Origin of the sequence: Streptomyces sp. NPDC001480, assembly GCF_042894725.1 — a bacterium.
Lineage (GTDB): Bacteria > Actinomycetota > Actinomycetes > Streptomycetales > Streptomycetaceae > Streptomyces.
Genome location: NZ_JBIAVX010000025.1, coordinates 78,646 through 97,754 on the forward strand (window position 1 = coordinate 78,646; position 19,109 = coordinate 97,754).

Below are 19,109 nucleotides of genomic sequence, written 5' to 3' on the forward strand. Positions count from 1 at the left end.
ACAACCCTCAGCCGAACGTGAATCCGGGAGGACCATCACCATGGCCATCACCGACGACCTGCGCAAGACCCTCAGCGACCCGACCCCGCTCTACTTCGCCGCCGGTACCGCCGACCTGGCCCTCCAGCAGGCCAAGAAGGTGCCCGCCCTGGTCGAGCAGCTGCGCGCCGAGGCCCCGGCCCGGATCGACGCCGTGCGCAACACCGACCCCAAGGCCGTGCAGGAGAAGGCCGCCGCACGGGCCAAGGAGGCGCAGGAGAACCTCCAGACCAGGGTCACCGAGTTCTTCGGCACCATCGACGGCGACCTGAAGAAGCTCGGCGAGTCGGCCCAGGACCTCGCCCTGCGCGGTGTCGGCGTCGCCGCCGAGTACGCGGTGAAGGCCCGCGAGACCTACGAGAAGGTCGCCGAGCACGGCGAGCAGACCGTGCGCGGCTGGCGCGGCGAGGCCGCCGAGGAGATCGAGGAGCTCGCCATCGCGGTCGAGCCGAAGGGCGAGCCGACCACCGCGAAGCCCGCCAAGCCGGTCGAGACCGACTCCGAGCCCGCCGCGGAGAAGAAGCCCGCGGCGAAGAAGGCGCCGGCCCGCAAGACCGCCACCGCGAAGAAGACCACGCCGCCCGCCAAGTGACCGACGGCGCGTGTACGGGCCGGGCACCCCTGGGGTGTCCGGCCCGTACTACGGGTACGGTGGCCGCGTAGGGATGGCAGACAACGGGCGGTGGGCAGCATGCTGATGTTGGGCTTCGCGGGTTTCTTGGGACTGCTGAAGATCGTCCTGATGGCCCTCGCCGCGTTCGGGCTCGTCGACGCCGCACTCCGGCGCGAGGACGCGTTCCGCGCGGCCGACAAGCAGAACAAGGTGTTCTGGCTGATCATCCTGAGCATCGCGCTCGTGGTGAGCTACCTGTTCTCGCTCCTGTCCATCCTGCCGATCGCCGGCCTGGTCGGGAGCATCGTCTACATCGTCGACGTGCGCCCCGCGCTGCGGCAGGTCTCCGGCGGCAGCGGCTGGGGCCGCCGCCGCGGCAGCAGCAGCGACGGCCCGTACGGCCCGTACAACGGCGGCCGCTGAGCCTCCGGCCGGGTTCGCGGCATCTGATCCGGGCGAGACGGCTGCCAGGTCGCCCGGAAGGCGCCGTTCGGGTCGGCGGTGGCCGGTGGTCGTCGGCAGGCGACGCCTGCGGGGCGCCTGACATTGGCCCCGCCGGGACCAGATACCGCAGACCCGCCGGGAAGCGCAGCGGCCGACAGTTCGGGCCGGCGGCGGCCGGTCGTCGGCAGGCCGTGCGGCGGCTGCTGCGCTTCCCGTCAGGTTTGCGACACCCGGTCCCGGCGGGGCCATGGCCGGGCCGTCCGGCAGGCGCCTGGGCCGGCGGCGGCCGGTCGCCGACGGCCTGCGCGGCTGCGGCCGTTGAGCCTCCGGCCGGGTTTGCCGTATCTGGTTCCGGCGGGATCATTGCCGGGTCGTCCGGCAGGCGCCGTTCGGGTCGGCGGTGGCCGGTCGTCGGCAGGCCGTGCTGCGGTGGCTGCCGACGGCGGGTCTGCGGTATGCGGTCCCTGCGGAACCGCTGCCGGGGCGCCCGGCAGGCGCCGTTCGGGCCGGCGGCGGCCGGGCCCTGCGCTTCCCCCCTCGGGGCGCGGCGCCCCGTCCGGCGGGACCGTCGCCGAGCCCGTAACAAGCAGGCCCAGCGGCAGCGCTACGGCACGCGGTCCAGCAGGACCACCGCCACGTCGTCCGTCAGTTCCCCGCCGTTGAGGTCGCGGACCTCGCTGACCGCGGTGCGCAGCAGGTCCTCGCCGGTCAGGCCGCGGTCGAGCTGGCGGCGGACCATCGCCACCATGCCGTCCTGGCCGAGGCGGTCGCCGCCCTCGCCGACGCGGCCCTCGATCAGGCCGTCGGTGTAGAGCATCAGGCTCCACTCGGCGCCCAGCTCCACCTGCATCCGTGGCCAGCGGGCGCCGGGGAGCAGACCGAGGGCGGGGCCGTTGTTGTCGTAGGGGAGGAGCTCCGCGGGCCGGCCGGGGCGGGCGATCAGCGGGGAGGGGTGGCCGGCCAGGCACAGTCCCGCGCTGCGGCCGTCCGGGGAGATGTCCACCGTGCACAGCGTCGCGAAGATCTCGTCGTCCGCGCGCTCGTGCTCCAGCACCTGCTGAAGCGTGTTCAGCAGCTCGTCCCCGCACAGCCCGGCCAGCGTCAGCGCCCGCCAGGCGATGCGCAGTTCCACGCCGAGAGCGGCCTCGTCGGGGCCGTGGCCGCAGACGTCACCGATCATGGCGTGCACGGTGCCGTCGGGCGTGCGCACGCAGTCGTAGAAGTCGCCGCCGAGCAGGGCGCGCGAGCGGCCGGGCCGGTAGCGGGCGGCGAAGCGCAGCGAGGAGCCCTCCAGCAGGGGGGTGGGCAGCAGGCCCCGCTCCAGGCGGCGGTTCTCCTGGGCCCGCACCCGGCCCTCGGCCAGGCGCCGCTCGGCCGTGTCGGAGCGCTTGCGCTCGACCGCGTAGCGGATGGCGCGGCTGAGCAGCCGGCCGTCCAGTTCGTCCCGGAAGAGGTAGTCCTGGGCGCCCACGCGCACGGCTTCGGCGCCGCGCTCGGCGTCACCGGAGGCGGTGAGCGCGAGCACGGCGTGCCGGGGCGCGAGCTCGAGGACGTGCCTGAGCACGGCGAGCTCGTCGTCGGCGCCGGTGCCGCCCGGGGCGGGCAGCGCGAGGTCCAGCAGGATGCAGTGGACGTCGTCGGTGAGCAGCCGCCCGGCCTCGGTGAGGTTGCGGGCGGTGCGCACACGCATCGGCTTGCCGGACGGGTCCAGCAGTTCGGGCACGATCGGCGAGCCGCCGGGGTCGTCCTCGATCAGCAGCAGCGTGAGAGTGGTGGCGGCTGCGGTGGTGTGTGCGGCGGCCGTGTCGCGGTTGGCCTCTTCCTTGAGGGGACCGCCGGCGGTGGGCACGGCGGTCTGCGCCTGACCACTCTCCGCGGCCGGGATCGCTCTCTGCCGCGGTATGGGTGCGGGCATCGTCCTGGGTTCCTTCCCTCCCCCCGAGGGCGTGGCGGGGCGAGGGACCTCGACCCACCCGACTGGGGACCATAGCGGTACTCGCCGCCGCAACGGAATGGTGTGAGCTGGGCCGCTTGGCAGTCGGCCGGAGTCATATGCCGTTTTTTGTACCGCAGTTGGACAGGCCGGGAGTGGAGCGGGAATGACTAAGGTCACGTCGCCCCGGGGTTTGGGCGGCTACTGGGGGTGCATTGAGTCACATGGCGTACATCACGCCAGCCTTGGGGCATTCCGTGTTTTCCGGGCATGCGGCTCACGCGTCGGGCCGTACCACCCCGAGTATCGGCATCGTCCCCGCTCCGGCGAGCGTCACCGTCCGGCCCGGGCGCGGGGCGTGGATGATGGCGCCGTCTCCCACGTACATCGCCACGTGGCTGGCGTCGTCGAAGTAGATGATCAGGTCGCCGGGGCGCATGTCCTTCACGTCGACGTGCTTGAGCTGCTTCCACTGCTCCTGCGAGGTGCGCGGGATGGGGCGGCCGGCGTTCGCCCAGGCCTGCGAGGTCAGGCCGGAGCAGTCGTACGAGTCCGGGCCCTCCGCGCCCCACACGTAGGGCTTTCCTATCTGGTTGGTCGCGAACTCGACCGCCTTCTTGTCCTGCTCGGACGCCTCGCCCTTGACCTCCTTGAGGATGCCGGTGTCCAGCCAGGCGGTCTGCGCCTTGAGGGCGGCCTGCTGCTCCAGTCTGGCGAGCTTCTCCTTCTCCTTCTTCTCCAGCCGGCCCTCGAGCTCCTCGGCGGCCGCGATCTGCTTCTTGATCTTCTTCTTGGCGGCGGCCTTGGCCCTGCGGTTCGCCTCCAGCTTGTCCCACTGGGCGGCGGCGTCCTTCGCGTACTGCTTCAAGTCGGCCTGGGTGCGGGTCAGTTCCGCGATCAGGCCCTTGGTGGCCCGCTGGCCCTGGAGGACCCGCCCGGCCCCGTCGAGGAACTGCTCCGGGTCGTCGCTGAGCATCAGCTGGGCCTCGTCGGGCAGCCCTCCGGTGCGGTACTGGGCGCGGGCGGCGGCTCCCGCGCGGTCCTTCAGCCGGTCCAGCCTCTTCTGGCCCTCGACGATCTTCTTCGCCAGCTCGACGATCTGGGCGGACTGCTTGTCGGCCTTCTCCTCGGCGGCGTTGTACTCGTCGGTGGCGACGGCCGCGTCGTGGTAGAGGTCGTCGAGCTTCTCACGGACCTTCTCGAGGTCCTTGTCGGGCGGAAGCGGCGGGACGGTCGGGGACGCGCTGGGCGACGCCGTCGGTGTGGGTGTGGGGCTCGCGAACGCCGTGCCCGGCGCCGCCAGCACGGTGACCGCGCAGGCCACGGTCACGGCGGCCGTGAGCAGACAGCGCTTGCCCGGTCCCATACCCCTGCCCCCAAACTGATTTACCGTCAGTAACTTACGGACGTCTGGGGATCGTGCCACGGCCTGGCGCAAAACGACAGAGGTTGTGCCCGGTGGGGTGCCTGCCCCCGTTCCCTCCCCGACATGGCGATCTCCCCGTCACTGTGACGAACGACTCACCGAGATCGTTCCATCGGGGGAGCGGGCACGGTGCGACTCAGCCCCCGCGGCGCCAACGCCCCCCAGGCCACGGTCACTTCCCCCTGCCGCCACCGCGCCGGCGAGTCCTTCACCGGCCAGTCGGCCGCCAGGTCCCGCACCGCGCGGATCCAGCGCTGGCGGGCACCGTAGGAGGCGTAGGGCGCGGCGGCGGCCCAGGCCCGGTCGAAGTCGCGCAGGAAGGCGTGCACCGGCTCGCCCGGCACATTGCGGTGGATGAGCGCCTTCGGCAGCCGCTCGGCCAGGTCCGACGGGCGCTCCAGCGAGCCCAGCCGGGCCGCGAAGGTGACCGTCCGCGGCCCCTCCGGGCCGAGCGCGACCCACACGTGCCGCCGCCCGATCTCGTCGCAGGTGCCCTCCACCAGCAGCCCGCCCCGCGCATGCCCGTCCGCGGGGGCGAGCCGTGCGCACAGCCGCTCCCAGACGGCGGCCACCTCGTCCTCGTCGTACTGCCTGAGGACGTTGGCGGCCCGGATGAGCTGCGGCCGCCCGGAGACGGGGATCTCGAACCCGCCGTGCCTGAAGGCGAGTCCGTCCCGTTCGTAGGGCCTGGCGGCCGCGACCCGGGCGGGCTCGATCTCGACGCCGACGACGCGCGCGCGGGGCGCGGCCGTGCGGAGGCGGCCGAGGAGTTCGACCGCCGTCCAGGGAGCCGCCCCGTACCCGAGGTCGACCGCGACCGGGTCGGCGGCCCGGCGCAGCGCCGCGCCGTGCGTGGCCGCGATCCAGCGGTCCATGCGGCGCAGCCGGTTGGGGTTGGTCGTCCCGCGCGTCACCGTGCCCACGATGGGGGTCCCCGCGCTCGAACGACGCCGAGGGTGGGGGAGGGATGCCGCTCGGGTTGTCATACGTATGAGGGTATGCGGGCGGATTCAGTGCGAGCGGTGTGCCGCCCTGCGGCGCAGGGCGAGGACGATGCCGCCGCCGGCCACGACCAGTGCGGCCGCGCCGCCCGCGATCACCGTGGTGCCGTTGCCCGCTCCGGTCTCGGCGAGGTGGGTGCCGCCGCCCGCGGGCGAGGGGGCGCTGCTCGCCGCCGGGGTGGGGGAGGCGCTGCTGCTCTCCGAGGGGATCGTGAGCGGGGTCGGGGTCGCGGGGGAGCCGGAGGAGGGGTTCGACGACGCCGAGGGCTGGGCGGGGGTGGAAGCGGGGGCAGGAGCGGAGGCCGAGGCGGAGGCCTCGCACGTCGTGTCCGGCACGACCACCATCGGCTTGATGTCCTCGTCGACCTGGTCGCCCGCCTTGACGTGGACCCGGAAGGTTTCCCCGGGGTACCAGTCCAGGGGGGTGAGGTCGACGCTCACGCCCTGCGCGGTCGGGTGGTCGATGGTCCTGGTGTCGACCGATCGCTCCCCTCCGGGCATGCTCAGCTGCACGTAGAGGGTGATGGTGGCCGGGGTGCCGGACGCGTCCTTGTCGGTGACGCGGATGACGCCCTTGTCCTTGCCGTCGCAGACGGGTTCCGCGGAGAAGTCGCCGATGGTGCAGGCGAGCGCCGTGTGGGCGGCGGCGACGGAGAGCGCGGCCGCGGCGGCCGAGGTGCCCATGACGCGGGCCGCCCTGGTGGCGTGACGGGAGAGGGACACGCTTTTCCTTACGGTCGATGAGCAGGCCCGTCACGTGTACAAGCCCTGTGACTCCGCTGTCAAAGGTTGTATCGCCGCAGGTCAAAAGCGGTTGAAGGGGTGGTCGGCGGCCGCTTTCCGGCTGGTCAAGTGACGGTCATGGGCATGTCGCCAGGGGCCTCGGACGAGCCGCTTCGCGAACCGGGCGGCCACGCGGCAGGCCATCGAACGGTTGAGCGAGGAATGGTCATGATTGAGTAAAGGCGCTTGATCGGGAAATGGCGGGGCACCCTTGCGCTGTTGCATTCCTTCGGAGGGCGAGTGCGGCCTTCCGACCGGCATGCCCGCAGCAAGGAGGAACGCCACGTGAGCCAGTACGTCAGCAGGCTCGGGCGTCGCTCTCCGGCGGCCCCCTCGCGGCTCAGGCTGCACCGCAGGCCCCGCCGCGTCGCCATGCTCTCCGTGCACACCTCACCGCTCCACCAGCCCGGCACCGGCGACGCCGGCGGAATGAACGTCTACATCGTGGAGCTGGCCCAGCGCCTCGCCGCGATCAACATAGAGGTCGAGATATTCACGCGGGCGACCGCCGGAGGCCTCCCGCCCAGCGTCGAACTGGCCCCGGGCGTCCTCGTCCGGCACGTCGACGCCGGCCCCTACGAGGGCCTCGCCAAGGAGGACCTCCCGGCCCAGCTGTGCGCCTTCACCCACGGGGTGATGCAGGCCTGGGCCGGCCACCGCCCCGGCCACTACGACCTCGTGCACTCCCACTACTGGCTCTCCGGACACGTCGGCTGGCTCGCCGCCCAGCGCTGGGGCGTCCCCCTGGTGCACGCCATGCACACCATGGCCAAGGTCAAGAACGCCAGCCTGGCCGACGGCGACACCCCCGAACCGGCCGCCCGCGTCATCGGCGAGACCCAGATCGTGGCCGCCGCCGACCGGCTGATCGCCAACACGGCCGAGGAGGCCGACGAACTCGTCCGGCACTACGCGGCCGACCCCGCCAAGGTCGCCGTCGTCCACCCCGGCGTGAACCTCGACCGCTTCCGCCCCGCCGACGGCCGGGCCGCCGCCCGCGCCCGCCTGGGCCTCCCACTGGACGCCGTGATACCCGTCTTCGCGGGACGCATCCAGCCCCTCAAGGCCCCCGACGTCCTCCTGCGGGCCGTCGCCGCCCTCCTCGACGAGCGCCCCGAACTGCGCTCCCGTGTCGTCGTACCCATAGTCGGCGGCCCCAGCGGCAGCGGCCTCGCCAAGCCCGAGGGCCTTCAGAAGCTCGCCGCGCGGCTCGGCATCGCCGACGTCGTACGGTTCCGCCCGCCCGTCGGTCAGGAGCAGCTCGCCGACTGGTTCCGGGCCGCGTCCGTGCTGGTCATGCCGTCCTACAGCGAGTCCTTCGGCCTGGTCGCCATAGAGGCCCAGGCGACCGGCACGCCCGTGCTGGCCGCGGCGGTCGGCGGTCTTCCGGTGGCCGTGCGGGACGGGGAGACCGGATTCCTCGTACGGGGTCACGAACCGGCCGACTACGCGCGCGTGCTCGGCCGTTTCGCCGACGACCCGGAGCTCACGTCCCGCATGGGGGCGGCCGCCGCACAGCACGCGCGATGTTTCGGCTGGGACGCCTCGGCCGCCGCCACCGCCGACGTGTACACGGCCGCGGCCCAGTCGCACCGCCGTCGCGTACGCTCCCACCATGGGTGAGGTCGCGGAACAGAAGCGGGCGGCGCAGGTCGTCGAGGACGTCCTCAAGGACGCCGAGCTGGAATGGGAGAGCCCCGAGCCAGGCAACTACGTCGCGAAGCTCCCCGGCACCCGCAAGCTGTCGACGACCGTCTCCCTCATCGTCGGCCGCCACTCCCTCTCCGTGAACGCCTTCGTCATCCGGCACCCCGACGAGAACGAGGCCGCCGTCCACCGCTGGCTCCTGGAGCGCAACCTCAAGCTGTACGGCGTCGGTTACGCCGTCGACCGGCTCGGCGACGTCTACGTCACCGCTCGCCTGCCCCTCGCCACCGTCACCGCCGACGAGATCGACCGGCTGCTCGGCCAGGTCCTGGAAGCAGCCGACGGCAGCTTCAACACACTCCTCGAACTCGGCTTCGCCTCCGCGATCCGCAAGGAATACGCGTGGCGGGTGTCCCGGGGCGAGTCGACGCGAAACCTCGACGCGTTCGCGCACCTGACGCGGCGCTCGGCGGACTGACCCCGGGCCCGGCGGGTCGCTAGGAGGGGTCCGGCTCGGGCTGTGCGCCGCCGCTCTTGTCGAGTTCGTCGGCGAACGCCCGCAGGGCGTCCGCCAGTTCCTTCTTGGTCGGCAACTGGTCGACCTTCTTGTCGAGTTCGGTGATGCGCCGGTTCAGCTGGTCCAGGTCGCTCGGGGGCGTGGGCTCGCCCGGGTCGTCGGAGGGGCTCGGGACCGGGTCGTCGGGAGAGGTGGATGTCGGGCTCGGATCGGCGCCGCCGGTGCCGCCCACCGTGCCTCCGCCGTCCGTACCGCCGTCGGAACTGCCGTCCGTACCGCCGTCCGACGTGCCGACGGACGTGCCCCCGGAGTCCGAGTCCGGCGGGACGGTGCTCGTGACACCGTGCCGGGCGCCGGAGTCGTGGCCCGAGGTCGCGGCCATGGCCACGCCGACGCTGAGGGCGACCAGGGCCGCGGCACCCGCGACGGCGGTCGCGAGACGCCGGACCGGCAGTGCGCGGGCCTTCATGGATGGATCGGGAGGAGTCTGTGGTTCCTGTGCTCTCTGTGTGTCATCCATGGAGGGGACGCTAACCCGCGGTGATCAGCGGACGGAGGACTTCCGCCCGGTCGATCCCCGTGGGGCCCCTTCCCCCGCGTGAGGCTGTGATGGCATGCTCACTGCAGACGCAATCCTGAACATCGTTCACATCCATGAATCCAAAGGGGTGGCTGAACATGAACCACAGGCACGTCAGCAGACGAACACTCCTCGCCGGTGCCACCGCCGTGGCCCTCACCGCGACGACCGGCACGGCGACCGCCGCGACGAGCGAAGTCCCCAGCCTCTGGCGGGAGTTCACCCGCACCCCCTTCACCCACCCGCAGATCCCCTACGTCGGCAGGGCCGGCTGCCGACGCGGTACCACCCGCTTCCCCCGCCACCCCGTCGTGGCCGACGTCACCGACTTCGGTGCCGTACCGGACGGCACCACCGACTGCGCCCCCGCGATCAACCGTGCCATCGCCGCCGCCGGACGGGCCGGCGGTGGCACGGTCACCATCCCGCCCGGCACCTTCCGCATCGACGGCCTGATCCGCATCGGCCACGACGACGTCGTACTGCGCGGCGCCGGCAGCTCCCGCACCACGCTGTACGCCACCAAGAGCCTCACCGAACTGATCGGCGCCTACGGCTCCCGCTACGGCGGCACCAAGTCGGCCTGGTCATGGGCGGGCGGCCTCATCTGGCTCGCCCCCACGGCACGCTGGGACTCCCTGGTCGCCGCCATCAAGGCACAGGCATGGCCCTTCGAGGGCTGGACCGGCAACAGACGGGACGAGTGGACGACCCTCACGGCCGTCGAACCCGCCCGGCAGGGCGACTGGACGGTCACCGTCACCGACCCCGCACGGCTGCGCCCCGGCCGCCTGGTCCTGCTCCGCGTCGCCGACGACACCGCCCACACCCTGCTCCAGCACATGTCGGGCGGCGGCCCCGGCCCGGCGGCCTACCACTGGGAGGACAAGACGAAACTGCTGTCCTACGTCCCCTACGAGTGGCCCGTCCGCATCGCGCACGTCCGCGGCCGCCGGGTCACCCTGGAACGCCCGCTCCCGCTGGACCTGCGACCCGAGTGGAACCCGCAGTTCACCACGCACGTGAAGGAACTGACGGGCGCGGGCGTCGAGGGCCTCACCCTGGAGGTGACCAAGACCCCGCAGTCCCCGCACCTCCTCGACAAGGGCTACAACGGGGTCGTCCTCCAGTGCGCGTACGACTGCTGGGCCGACGACGTCACCGTCCGCGACGTCGACAACGGCTTCGGACTGGTCGCCGCCTCCTCCTGCACCCTGCGCCGCACCCGGGTCGGCGGCCGGGGCGAACACCACCCCTACTTCTGCCGCGAGGGTTCGCACGACAACCTCGTCGAGGACTTCACGCTCGAGGAGCGCACCGTCCCCGCGCCCACCGACACCCAACTCCACGGCATCAACGTCGAGGGCCTGTCCTCGTACAACGTCTGGTCGCGCGGCGACATGCGGATGGGCACCTTCGACAGCCACCGCGGTCTGCCCTTCGCCAACGTCCGCACCGACATCACCGTGAACAACAACGGCCGCCACGGCGGCGACGCCAACGCCGGGCCCTTGTTCGGCGCCCGCTTCACCCACTGGAACATCAGGGACACCAACCACCGCGCCGGCCTCGTCAAGATCGACGGCCTGGCCCCCTACAGCGCCACCGTCGGCGTCGACCAGTGCACCGAGTTCGACCAGATCGACGTGCCCGACTTCACCGGTGACCTGCACTCCCGCCTGGAGCTCTACCCCTCGACGAACACGGTCCGCCCCCGCAACCTGTACGAGGCTCAGCGCGACCTCGGCCGGTAGCGCCCCGGCGTCACGCCCACCAGTCTCCTGAAGTGCCGGGTCAGATGCGCCTGGTCGTAGAACCCGGTCACCGCGGCCACCTCGCCCGGCGGCAGCCCGTCCAGCAGCAGCCGACGGGACCGCTCGACCCGGCGGGACATCAGGTACTGGTGCGGCGCGATGCCGTACGCCCCGCTGAACGCCCGGACCAGATGCGCGGGATGGGCGTGCAGCAGCCCCGCCGCCTCCTCCAGCGACACCCCCTCGACGACCCGGGCGTCGAGCAACTCCCGCAGCTCACGGGCGAGTCCCGGATCCCGCAGCGCGCGCGGCACCTCGCCGGTACGCCGCAGATGCTCGTGCAGCCGCTCCCCGACGAGGGTCAGCCTGCTCTCCGCCTCCAGCTCGTCGCCGGGCCGGGCGAGAGCGGAGTGCAACTGCCCGACGCGCACCCGCAGCACCGGATCCCGGAGATCGGGCCCGGCCACGGCGGCCCCGATCAGCTCCTCGCCCAGCCGGCTGCTGTCCAGGTACACGACCCGCTTGCGGAAACCGTCCGGAGTGGCCGGGGAGCCGTTGTGCGGCACGTGCGGCGGGAGCAGTGTGACCGTGTCGTGCGGGGTGCCGTGCTCGTGCCGCTCCAGGTCGTACCGCACGGCCCCGTCGTCCACGATGAGCAGTGTCCAGGCGTCGTGGACGTGCATCGGGTACGCGTACTCGGTGAAGCGGGCGTGGAACACCTCGGTGACGCCCGGGACGCGGGGACGCCACGCGCTGACTTCCTGCCGGGCGGCCATGTAAAGAACGTACAAGACGCAGCCGTACGGCGGTCGGCAGTCTCATCCCATGAGCACGGAACCCATGAGCACAGAACCCATGAGCACGGAACCCACCACCGGAGCCGTCACCACCGACCCCATCCGCTTCGACACCAAGATCGCCGTACTGCTCCGCGAGGACCTGGAGCCCTGGCAGCGCCTCAACGTCACCTCCTTCCTGGTCAGCGGCCTCGGTACGACGGTCCCGGAGGTGGTCGGGGAGCCGTACGAGGACGCCGACGGGGTGCCGTACCTGCCGATGTTCCGGCAGCCGGTGCTGGTCTTCGAGGCCGCGAAGGAGACGTTGACGGCGGCCCACGCCCGGGCGCTGTCCCGCGCCCTGCCGCGAGCCGTGTTCACCTCGGACCTCTTCGCCACGGGAAACGACCGCGACAACCGGGCGGCGGTACGGGCCGTGGGGACGGGCGATCTGGATCTCGTGGGGCTGGCCGTGTACGGGCCGAGGAACGCGGTGGACAAGGTGGTGAAGGGGGCGCGGCTGCACCCGTGAGGGAGGCGTGCCGTCAGGCGGCGGAGACCTCACGCCCGGCGTCCACCGGGACCTGGGCCGCGGGCCGCCGCTCCTCCGGGAGCCGCCGCATGAGCAGCCCGTACCCCAGCGCCGCGGCCGTACCGACGACCGCGCACATCGCCCACAGCCACTCCGCCCCGAAACGGTCGATCACCGCGCCGGACATCAGCGGGGCGACCAGCGCGGCGACCGACCAGGACAGGGTGTACATGCCCTGGTAGCGGCCACGCCCCTGCACGGGCGACAGACGCACGACGAGCCCGGTCTGCACGGGGGCGTTGACGATCTCGGCGAGCGTCCAGACGCAGACCGTCAGGGCGAAGACGCTGACCGACCCGGCGAAGGCGGTGAGCCCGAAGCCGTACCCGGCGAGGAGGGAGGACAGGACGAGGAGCGTGCGCGGGTTCCGGTGCTCGATGAACCGCGTGACGGGGATCTGGAGCGCGACGATCAGCACGCCGTTGACCGCGACCGCCATGCCGTAGTCCGCGGGCGAGAACCCGGCCGAGCCCATCGCCACCGGCAGGCCGACCGAGCCCTGCTGGAAGACCAGCGCGACGAGGAAGGACAGCCCCACGACGGCCATGTACCGCCCGTCGCGCAGCACGGTCCCGAGACCGACGTCGTCCTTGCCCTCCTTGGCGGTGGGCGCGGGCCGCGACTCGGGCAGCCGGGCGAAGACGACGATCGCGCACGCCAGCGTCATCCCCGCCTCGATGAGGAAGCCCGCCCGGTAGCTGACCTCGGCGACGAAGCCGGCGGCCATGGAGGACACGGCGAAGCCGAGGTTGATCGCCCAGTAGTTGAGCGAGAACGCCCGGACGCGGTCCTCCGGCCGGACGATGTCCGCCATCATCGCCTGCACGGCGGGCCGCGACGCGTTCGACGCCATGCCGACGAGGAAGGCGACGGCGGCGATGGCGACGGGACCGCTCACGAACCCCAGCAGCGCCACGGACCCGGCCGTGGACACCTGGGCGACGAGCATCGTCGGCCGCCGCCCGAACCGGTCGGCCATCACGCCCGCGCCGATCGAGGAGACCACCCCGCCGAGCCCGTGCAGCGAGGCGACCAGACCGGCGTACGAGGCCGAGTACCCGCGGTCGATGGTCAGGTACAAGGCCATGAAGGTGGCCACGAACGCCCCGAGCCGGTTGACCAGGGTGCTGGTCCACAGCCACCAGAACTCGCGGGGGAGACCGGAGACGCTCTCGCGGGCGGCGCGTCTGAGACTGGCGGCGGTCATGGGCTCGGATCCCCCAGATGTAAGCGGCTCATGTGGTGAGCACAACTTACGTGAAGGGTGAAAGAGAGATCCACTCAATTAAGTGAGGCCGGGGGGGGGCGTCCACCCTCCGGGCGGCTCGAGCAATGGTCCGAATGCGTGGATTACGCTCTGGGGCATGGCCGACGCACCGTACAAGCTGATCCTCCTCCGCCACGGCGAGAGCGAGTGGAACGCGAAGAACCTGTTCACCGGCTGGGTGGACGTCAACCTCAACGAGAAGGGCGAGAAGGAGGCAGTCCGCGGTGGCGAGCTCCTGAAGGACGCCGACCTTCTCCCCGACGTGGTCCACACGTCCCTCCAGAAGCGCGCGATCCGCACGGCGCAGCTGGCCCTCGAGGCCGCCGACCGCCACTGGATCCCCGTCCACCGCTCCTGGCGCCTGAACGAGCGCCACTACGGCGCCCTCCAGGGCAAGGACAAGGCTCAGACGCTGGCCGAGTTCGGCGAGGAGCAGTTCATGCTCTGGCGCCGCTCCTACGACACCCCGCCGCCGCCGCTCGAGGACGGCACGGAGTTCTCCCAGTCGGACGACGCGCGCTACGCGACGATCCCGCCGGAGCTCCGCCCGCGCACGGAGTGCCTGAAGGACGTCGTCATCCGCATGCTCCCCTACTGGTACGACGGCATCGTCCCCGACCTCCTGGCCGGCCGCACGGTCCTGATCGCCGCCCACGGCAACAGCCTCCGCGCCCTGGTCAAGCACCTCGACGGCATCTCCGACGCCGACATCGCGGGCCTCAACATCCCCACCGGCATCCCCCTTTACTACGAGCTGGACGCCGACTTCAAGCCCCTCACCCCCGGCGGCCGCTACCTCGACCCGGAGGCCGCCGCGGCAGCCATCGAGGCGGTCAAGAACCAGGGCAAGAAGAAGTAACCCTGGCTGACCAAGCCCCCTGCCTGCGGTCTCTCCGCCGGTAGGGGGCTTCACGTTCTCCGTGGGCCGTCTCTGGGCGTCAGCTGCCGGCGGGGCCGTCAGGCGCGCATGTCACTCCGCCACTCGTGGGCTGTTCTCGCCCTGATTTCCGCCTCGGCTCCCGTCGCACGAAGAGCCACGATTGCCGCCTCGGCGTCCTCCCGGGGTCTGCCCTCGAGAACCACGGTCGGCGCCTGCGTCACCAGGAGCTTGCTGCGCCAGAGGCTCAGGCCGGTGAGTCGGCGTACGACCTGGATGACGTCCAGGACGCGGTCGCCCGGGTCGGTGAGTACTACGCCGTTGGGTATGCCGTCGCAGACCAAGGTGACGTACTCGGCTGCCATACGCGCCTCCTTCCGTCCTGGCGAGGAGAGTGGGCGCCCTGAGAGTCGGCGGGCACCTGGGTGTCCGCGAGTACCACTGGACCGTGAGAAGCGGATCAGCCGGGCCCGTGCCGTACGGCCAGCAGGGCCACGTCGTCGTCGTTGTCCGGTGGGCGTGCCCGTGCCAGCAACTCGTCGGTGAACGACTGCAGGGGGCGATGGGCCAAGGCCGCGGCGTGTCGGCGCAGGCGGTCCAGGCCCTCGTCCAGGGTGTGGCCCGGGGACTCGATCAGGCCGTCGGTGTAGAGGACCAGGGTCGCCCCGGGCGGCAGTTCCGCCGTCGCGTCGGGACGGACCTGCTCGGGTGTGACGCCCAGGAGGATCCCGTGGCCGTCGGTCAGATAGGTGGCCACACCCTCGCGGGTGACCAGCAGGGGAGGGGGATGGCCCGCGTTGGTCCAGGACAGCTCGCACCGGCCGTCGGCGGTGTCACTCATGCGGGCGAAGACCAGCGTGGCCATGGAGACCTCGGTGATGCCCAGGGTCGCCTGGTCGAGCCATTCCACGATCTTGCTCGGCGGCTTCTGCTGGGACACGGCGTAGGCCCGGAGCATGTTGCGCAGTTGGGCCATGCCGGCCGCGGCTTCCAGGTCGTGGCCGACGACGTCCCCCACGGCGAGGGCGGTGGCGCCGTCCGCCAGGATGAACGCGTCGTACCAGTCGCCGCCGACGTGGGAGGCGTCCGGCGCGGGCAGGTAGCGGGCGGTCATGCTGCGGCCGGGTGAGCGCGGGAGCTTCGGCAGCAGATGGCGCTGCATGGTCTCGGCGACCTGACGCTGGCGCTGGTAGAGGCGGGCGTTCTCCAGAGCGAGGCTGGCGCGTCGGGCGATGTCCTCCAGCAGAGCGGTGTCGGCCGCGGTGAACCGGTCGGGCTGGTCGGCGCGGCCCAGGGTGAGGGCGCCCATCACGCCGTGCAGGCTGCGGAGGGGCACCAGGATGGCCGAGTGCATGCCGGTCGCCTCGAACAGGCGCCGCTGCTCCACCGCGATCCCGGAGTCGGGCGGGCCCTGATAGGTCTCAGGGCCGGCGAAGGAGGACGCGACACCGCGCAGGGCACGGGACAGGGGCATCGGGGACTCCTGTGGCACCGGGGGCATGGGCCCCTCGAGGTCCTCCCGGAACACCACGGTGCCGTCCTCGGCATGGGCGACAGCGAAGCGCCAGACTTCGTCCCGCTCGCCGATCAGGTCGATGACGGCCCAGTCGGCGATGCGAGGCACCACGAGGCTGATCAGGCGCCGCAGCGCCTCGTGGATGTCCAGGGTGGAGGTGAGCAGCGTGGTCGTCTCCGCGAGCAGAGTGAGCCGCTCCACTTCGGAGAGCCGTCCGCCGGCCGGTGGCCGCTGGGCGCGGCGCCCGGAGCGCTCCGCGCAGTGGAAGAGGACGAGCGTGGTGGGCGGGCGGACACCGATGTCACAGGAAGTGGCCAGCGATCCCACCGGCAACAACGTGCCGTCTCCGCGCTCGAGCCACTCGTCCTCACCCTGCCGCGTGCGCCCGCCGAGGACGCTCTCCCGCATGCGGCACCGGTCCCTGGACACGGGCTCCCCGGAACTGGTGCGGTGCAGCAGGTCGTGGGCGTCCCGGCCGACCAGATCGGCAGCGCAGCGGTCCAGGAGTTGTTCGCCGCGCGTGTTGACGGCGACGATCAAGCCCTGCTCGTCCGCCAGGTAAGCACCCGTGCCGAGGGTGTCGAGAGCCCTGGTAACCGCTTCCCGCGCGCCGTCCGGGTCCGCACCGTCCGGGTCCGCGCCATCCGGGTCCGCCATCGCCGCCTCCCGTCACCCGAGGAATCGCCTGGATCATCCCTGCGATCCGGGTTCCCCTCGGGGACACGGGTGACCCTCGCGGCAAGCAAGGGCATCACACCCCGGCCGCTCAGCTCGCCCCGTCACTCCGGGCGCTCAGCGCCCGGAGTCCCGGCCGGAGCGCCCGGCGTCCGAGGACTGCGTCGAGCCGCCTCGGCGGCCGGATCCGCGGCCGGCTTCCTTGCCGGAGGGGGCGCCCGTCGCCGCGCCCGTCGCCGTGCCGGACGCGGACTGGCGGCCGGAACCGCGGCCGCCCGCCTTGACGGCACCGCCCGTGGCCCCGCCGGATCCCGTACGGCGGCCGGATCCGCGTCCGCCGGTCGCGGAGGTGCCACCGGACGCTGCCGAACCGGCCGTGGGCCGGCGGTCGGAGCCCCGGCCCGCGGCCCGCGGTCCGGTCCTCGCGGCGGCGCCTGCCTCCGTTTCGGCCCCGCCGCCGTTTCGGCGTCGGCGGCCGGATCGCCTGCCGGGTGTGGTGCCGGGCTTGGTACCGGTCTTCCCCTCCGGTCGGGACGCCGTAGGTGACGGTGTCGCCGGCTGGGGGACCTCGATGGTGACGGCCACGCCGGACGGCTCGCGGGCGCCGGTGATGGTGGCCAGTTCCGCGTCGCCCGACGTGACGCGGGCCGTCCGGGGGCGGATGCCCGCGTCGGACATGAGCCGGGTGACGTCCCGCTTCTGGTCGGGCAGGACCAGCGTGACCACGCTGCCGGAGCCGCCGGCGCGGGCCGTGCGGCCGCCCCGGTGGAGGTAGTCCTTGTGGTCGGCCGGGGGGTCGACGTTCACGACGAGGTCGAGGTCGTCGATGTGTATGCCCCGGGCCGCGACGTTCGTCGCCACCAGGGCGGTGACCTGACCGTTCTTGAACTGTTCCAGGGTGCGGTTGCGCTGCGGCTGGGAGCGGCCCCCGTGCAGTGCCGCCGCGCGGACACCGACGGTCAGGAGCCGCTTGGCGAGCCGGTCGGCGGACCTCTTGGTGTCGAGGAAGAGGATGACCCGGCCGTCCCGGGCCGCGATACGCGTGGTGACGGCCTTCTTGTCGGTCTCGTCCTGGACGTGGAGCACATGGTGCTCCATCGTGGTCACCGCTCCGGCGGACGGGTCCACGGAGTGCACCACGGGGTCGGTCAGGAACCGCTGCACCAGGCGGTCGATGTTGCGGTCCAGGGTGGCCGAGAAGAGCATGCGCTGCCCGTCGGGCCGTACCTGCTCGATCAGCTTGGTGATCTGCGGCAGGAAGCCCATGTCGGTCATCTGGTCGGCTTCGTCCAGCACCGTGATGCGTACGTCGCCGAGCTCGCAGTCCCCGCGTTCCACGAGGTCGTTCAGCCTGCCCGGGCTCGCCACGACCACCTCCGCGCCGCGCCGGAGAGCGGCGGCCTGCTTGGTGATGGACAGCCCGCCGACCACGGTGGCCAGCCGGAGGTTCACCGCCGTCGCGTAGGGGGTCAGCGCGTCCGTCACCTGGAGGGCGAGTTCACGGGTGGGCACCAGCACGAGGGCGAGGGGCGCCTTGGGCGCCGCGCGCAGCCCGGCCGTGCGGGCCAGGAGCGCCAGCCCGAACGCGAGGGTCTTGCCGGAGCCGGTGCGTCCGCGTCCCAGCAGGTCACGGCCGGCGAGCGAGTTGGGCAGGGTGGCGGCCTGGATGGGGAAGGGCGTGGTCACACCCTGCGCGGTGAGGGTCTTCAGCAGCCCCGCGGGCATGTCCAGACCGGCGAAGTCCTCGACGGCGGGAAGTGCGGGCGTCGTGCTTTCCGGCAGCCGGAACTCCGTCGGCGACGACCCGGACGACGCCGACGACGCTGACCGTGCGGACGACGCGGACCGTGCGGGCGACGAGGCGCGCCGGTTCGGCTTCTGGGACCTGCGGGACATGCGGTTGTCTGCCTTCCTGGAAACAGCACAAACCGGGGTCCGCACCATGACGGTGCGGACCCCGGTGAGCGGATACGCGTCCGCGATCAGGCGGGGACGATGTTCTCCGCCTGCGGGCCCTTCTGGCCCTGCGTCACGTCGAAGGACACGCGCTGGCCCTCCTGGAGCTCACGGAAGCCCTGCGACTGGATGTTCGAGTAGTGGGCGAAGACGTCGGGGCCGCCGCCGTCCTGCTGGATGAAGCCGAAACCCTTTTCGGCGTTGAACCACTTCACGGTTCCCTGTGCCATGACCTTCTCCTTCTGTAGGCAGAGGCCCCATCCGGAGATCCCGGAAAACAAACAAATGCGCCTGATGGATAAACATTCCCGTCAGGCGCACATAGGTTCATGGGTACCACAACTGCAACGCTGAGACGGTAGCACAGCTCGGCGACCCGTGGCGGGCCGCCGAGCCGAGCGCCGGTCAGTACTGCTCGGTCTCCACGAAGCCCGTGCCCCCGTTGTCGTCCGCGTCGAAGGCGGCGGCGGTCGGGTCGAATCCGGGCGGGCTGTCCTTGAGGGCCAGGCCCAGGCCGGCCAGCTTCGCCTTGACCTCGTCGATGGACTTCGCACCGAAGTTGCGGATGTCCAGCAGGTCGGCCTCGGAACGCGCCAGGAGCTCACCCACGGAGTGGACGCCCTCACGCTTGAGGCAGTTGTACGACCGAACGGTGAGCTCCAGCTCCTCGATCGGCAGCGCCAGGTCGGCGGCGAGGGCGGCGTCCGTCGGGG

General features: G+C 72.1%; 19 protein-coding genes. 7 read left to right on the plus strand and 12 right to left on the minus strand.

All coding sequences use genetic code 11. From position 1 onward, the window contains the following. Nucleotides 1-40: 40 nt before the first annotated feature. Both ACFY01_RS41050 and ACFY01_RS41055 read left to right on the plus strand, forming a co-directional pair. A complete protein-coding gene (locus ACFY01_RS41050; RefSeq protein WP_390740893.1) occupies nt 41-631 on the plus strand; it encodes a hypothetical protein in 591 nt (196 codons plus the stop codon). A 99-nt stretch (nt 632-730) separates the two neighbouring features. After that, nucleotides 731-1,075 carry a DUF2516 family protein gene (locus tag ACFY01_RS41055; RefSeq protein WP_390740894.1) on the plus strand — a complete coding sequence of 115 codons (345 nt, stop codon included), beginning with the start codon at nt 731-733 and terminating at the stop codon, nt 1,073-1,075. A 625-nt stretch (nt 1,076-1,700) separates the two neighbouring features. Here the strand turns inward: ACFY01_RS41055 and ACFY01_RS41060 are convergent. From ACFY01_RS41060 to ACFY01_RS41075, 4 genes are all read right to left on the minus strand, one after another. After that, nucleotides 1,701-3,011, minus strand: a complete 1,311-nt coding sequence (locus tag ACFY01_RS41060) for a PP2C family protein-serine/threonine phosphatase (RefSeq protein WP_390740895.1) — start codon at nt 3,009-3,011, stop codon at nt 1,701-1,703. Between the two features lie 295 nt (nt 3,012-3,306). Beyond that, nucleotides 3,307-4,395 (minus strand): NlpC/P60 family protein, encoded by a 1,089-nt coding sequence (locus ACFY01_RS41065; RefSeq protein ID WP_390740896.1) that lies wholly within the window; start codon nt 4,393-4,395, stop codon nt 3,307-3,309. Between the two features lie 155 nt (nt 4,396-4,550). Next, a complete protein-coding gene (locus tag ACFY01_RS41070; RefSeq protein ID WP_390740897.1) occupies nt 4,551-5,441 on the minus strand; it encodes a class I SAM-dependent methyltransferase in 891 nt (296 codons plus the stop codon). A 24-nt stretch (nt 5,442-5,465) separates the two neighbouring features. Next, on the minus strand, nt 5,466-6,179 hold the full coding sequence (locus tag ACFY01_RS41075; RefSeq protein ID WP_390740898.1) for an LAETG motif-containing sortase-dependent surface protein: 714 nt from the start codon (nt 6,177-6,179) through the stop codon (nt 5,466-5,468). A 345-nt stretch (nt 6,180-6,524) separates the two neighbouring features. Between ACFY01_RS41075 and mshA the strand changes: the two genes are divergently transcribed. Beyond that, nucleotides 6,525-7,862 (plus strand): D-inositol-3-phosphate glycosyltransferase, encoded by a 1,338-nt coding sequence (mshA, locus tag ACFY01_RS41080; RefSeq protein ID WP_390740899.1) that lies wholly within the window; start codon nt 6,525-6,527, stop codon nt 7,860-7,862. Next, nucleotides 7,855-8,364 (plus strand): YbjN domain-containing protein, encoded by a 510-nt coding sequence (locus ACFY01_RS41085; protein ID WP_390740900.1) that lies wholly within the window; start codon nt 7,855-7,857, stop codon nt 8,362-8,364. The genes mshA and ACFY01_RS41085 overlap by 8 nt, the downstream gene beginning before the upstream one ends. 19 nt (nt 8,365-8,383) lie before the next feature. Here ACFY01_RS41085 and ACFY01_RS41090 read toward each other — a convergent pair whose 3' ends face one another. After that, nucleotides 8,384-8,872, minus strand: coding sequence for a hypothetical protein (locus tag ACFY01_RS41090; protein WP_390740901.1), 489 nt, complete (start codon nt 8,870-8,872; stop codon nt 8,384-8,386). A gap of 209 nt (nt 8,873-9,081) precedes the next feature. On the opposite strand from ACFY01_RS41090, the gene ACFY01_RS41095 reads away from it, so the two are divergent. Next, entirely contained in the window at nt 9,082-10,737 is a 1,656-nt protein-coding gene (locus ACFY01_RS41095; protein WP_390740902.1) for a glycosyl hydrolase family 28-related protein, read from the plus strand. Here ACFY01_RS41095 and ACFY01_RS41100 read toward each other — a convergent pair. After that, nucleotides 10,716-11,513, minus strand: coding sequence for an AraC family transcriptional regulator (locus ACFY01_RS41100; protein ID WP_390740903.1), 798 nt, complete (start codon nt 11,511-11,513; stop codon nt 10,716-10,718). The two genes, ACFY01_RS41095 and ACFY01_RS41100, sit on opposite strands and share 22 nt — an antisense overlap. A gap of 64 nt (nt 11,514-11,577) precedes the next feature. On the opposite strand from ACFY01_RS41100, the gene ACFY01_RS41105 reads away from it, so the two are divergent. Continuing rightward, on the plus strand, nt 11,578-12,045 hold the full coding sequence (locus ACFY01_RS41105; RefSeq protein ID WP_390740904.1) for a DUF2000 family protein: 468 nt from the start codon (nt 11,578-11,580) through the stop codon (nt 12,043-12,045). 13 nt (nt 12,046-12,058) lie between these two features. Here ACFY01_RS41105 and ACFY01_RS41110 read toward each other — a convergent pair whose 3' ends face one another. After that, nucleotides 12,059-13,312 (minus strand): MDR family MFS transporter, encoded by a 1,254-nt coding sequence (locus tag ACFY01_RS41110; RefSeq protein WP_390740905.1) that lies wholly within the window; start codon nt 13,310-13,312, stop codon nt 12,059-12,061. 157 nt (nt 13,313-13,469) lie between these two features. Between ACFY01_RS41110 and ACFY01_RS41115 the strand changes: the two genes are divergently transcribed. Next, entirely contained in the window at nt 13,470-14,231 is a 762-nt protein-coding gene (locus ACFY01_RS41115; RefSeq protein WP_390740906.1) for a phosphoglyceromutase, read from the plus strand. 98 nt (nt 14,232-14,329) lie between these two features. On the opposite strand, the gene ACFY01_RS41120 is transcribed toward ACFY01_RS41115, so the two are convergent. The 5 genes from ACFY01_RS41120 to ACFY01_RS41140 all read right to left on the minus strand — a co-directional run. After that, nucleotides 14,330-14,614 carry a ribosomal protein L7/L12 gene (locus ACFY01_RS41120; RefSeq protein ID WP_390740907.1) on the minus strand — a complete coding sequence of 95 codons (285 nt, stop codon included), beginning with the start codon at nt 14,612-14,614 and terminating at the stop codon, nt 14,330-14,332. Nucleotides 14,615-14,709: 95 nt separating this feature from the next. Further along, nucleotides 14,710-16,422, minus strand: a complete 1,713-nt coding sequence (locus ACFY01_RS41125; RefSeq protein WP_390740908.1) for a SpoIIE family protein phosphatase — start codon at nt 16,420-16,422, stop codon at nt 14,710-14,712. Nucleotides 16,423-16,557: 135 nt separating this feature from the next. Then, nucleotides 16,558-18,336 carry a DEAD/DEAH box helicase gene (locus ACFY01_RS41130; protein ID WP_390740909.1) on the minus strand — a complete coding sequence of 593 codons (1,779 nt, stop codon included), beginning with the start codon at nt 18,334-18,336 and terminating at the stop codon, nt 16,558-16,560. 86 nt (nt 18,337-18,422) lie between these two features. Further along, complete coding sequence (locus ACFY01_RS41135) at nt 18,423-18,626, minus strand: cold-shock protein (protein WP_016578941.1); 204 nt, start codon at nt 18,624-18,626, stop codon at nt 18,423-18,425. 175 nt (nt 18,627-18,801) lie between these two features. Beyond that, nucleotides 18,802-19,109: DNA-directed RNA polymerase subunit alpha C-terminal domain-containing protein (locus tag ACFY01_RS41140; RefSeq protein WP_390740910.1), on the minus strand; the 308-nt coding region annotated here is incomplete at its 5' end.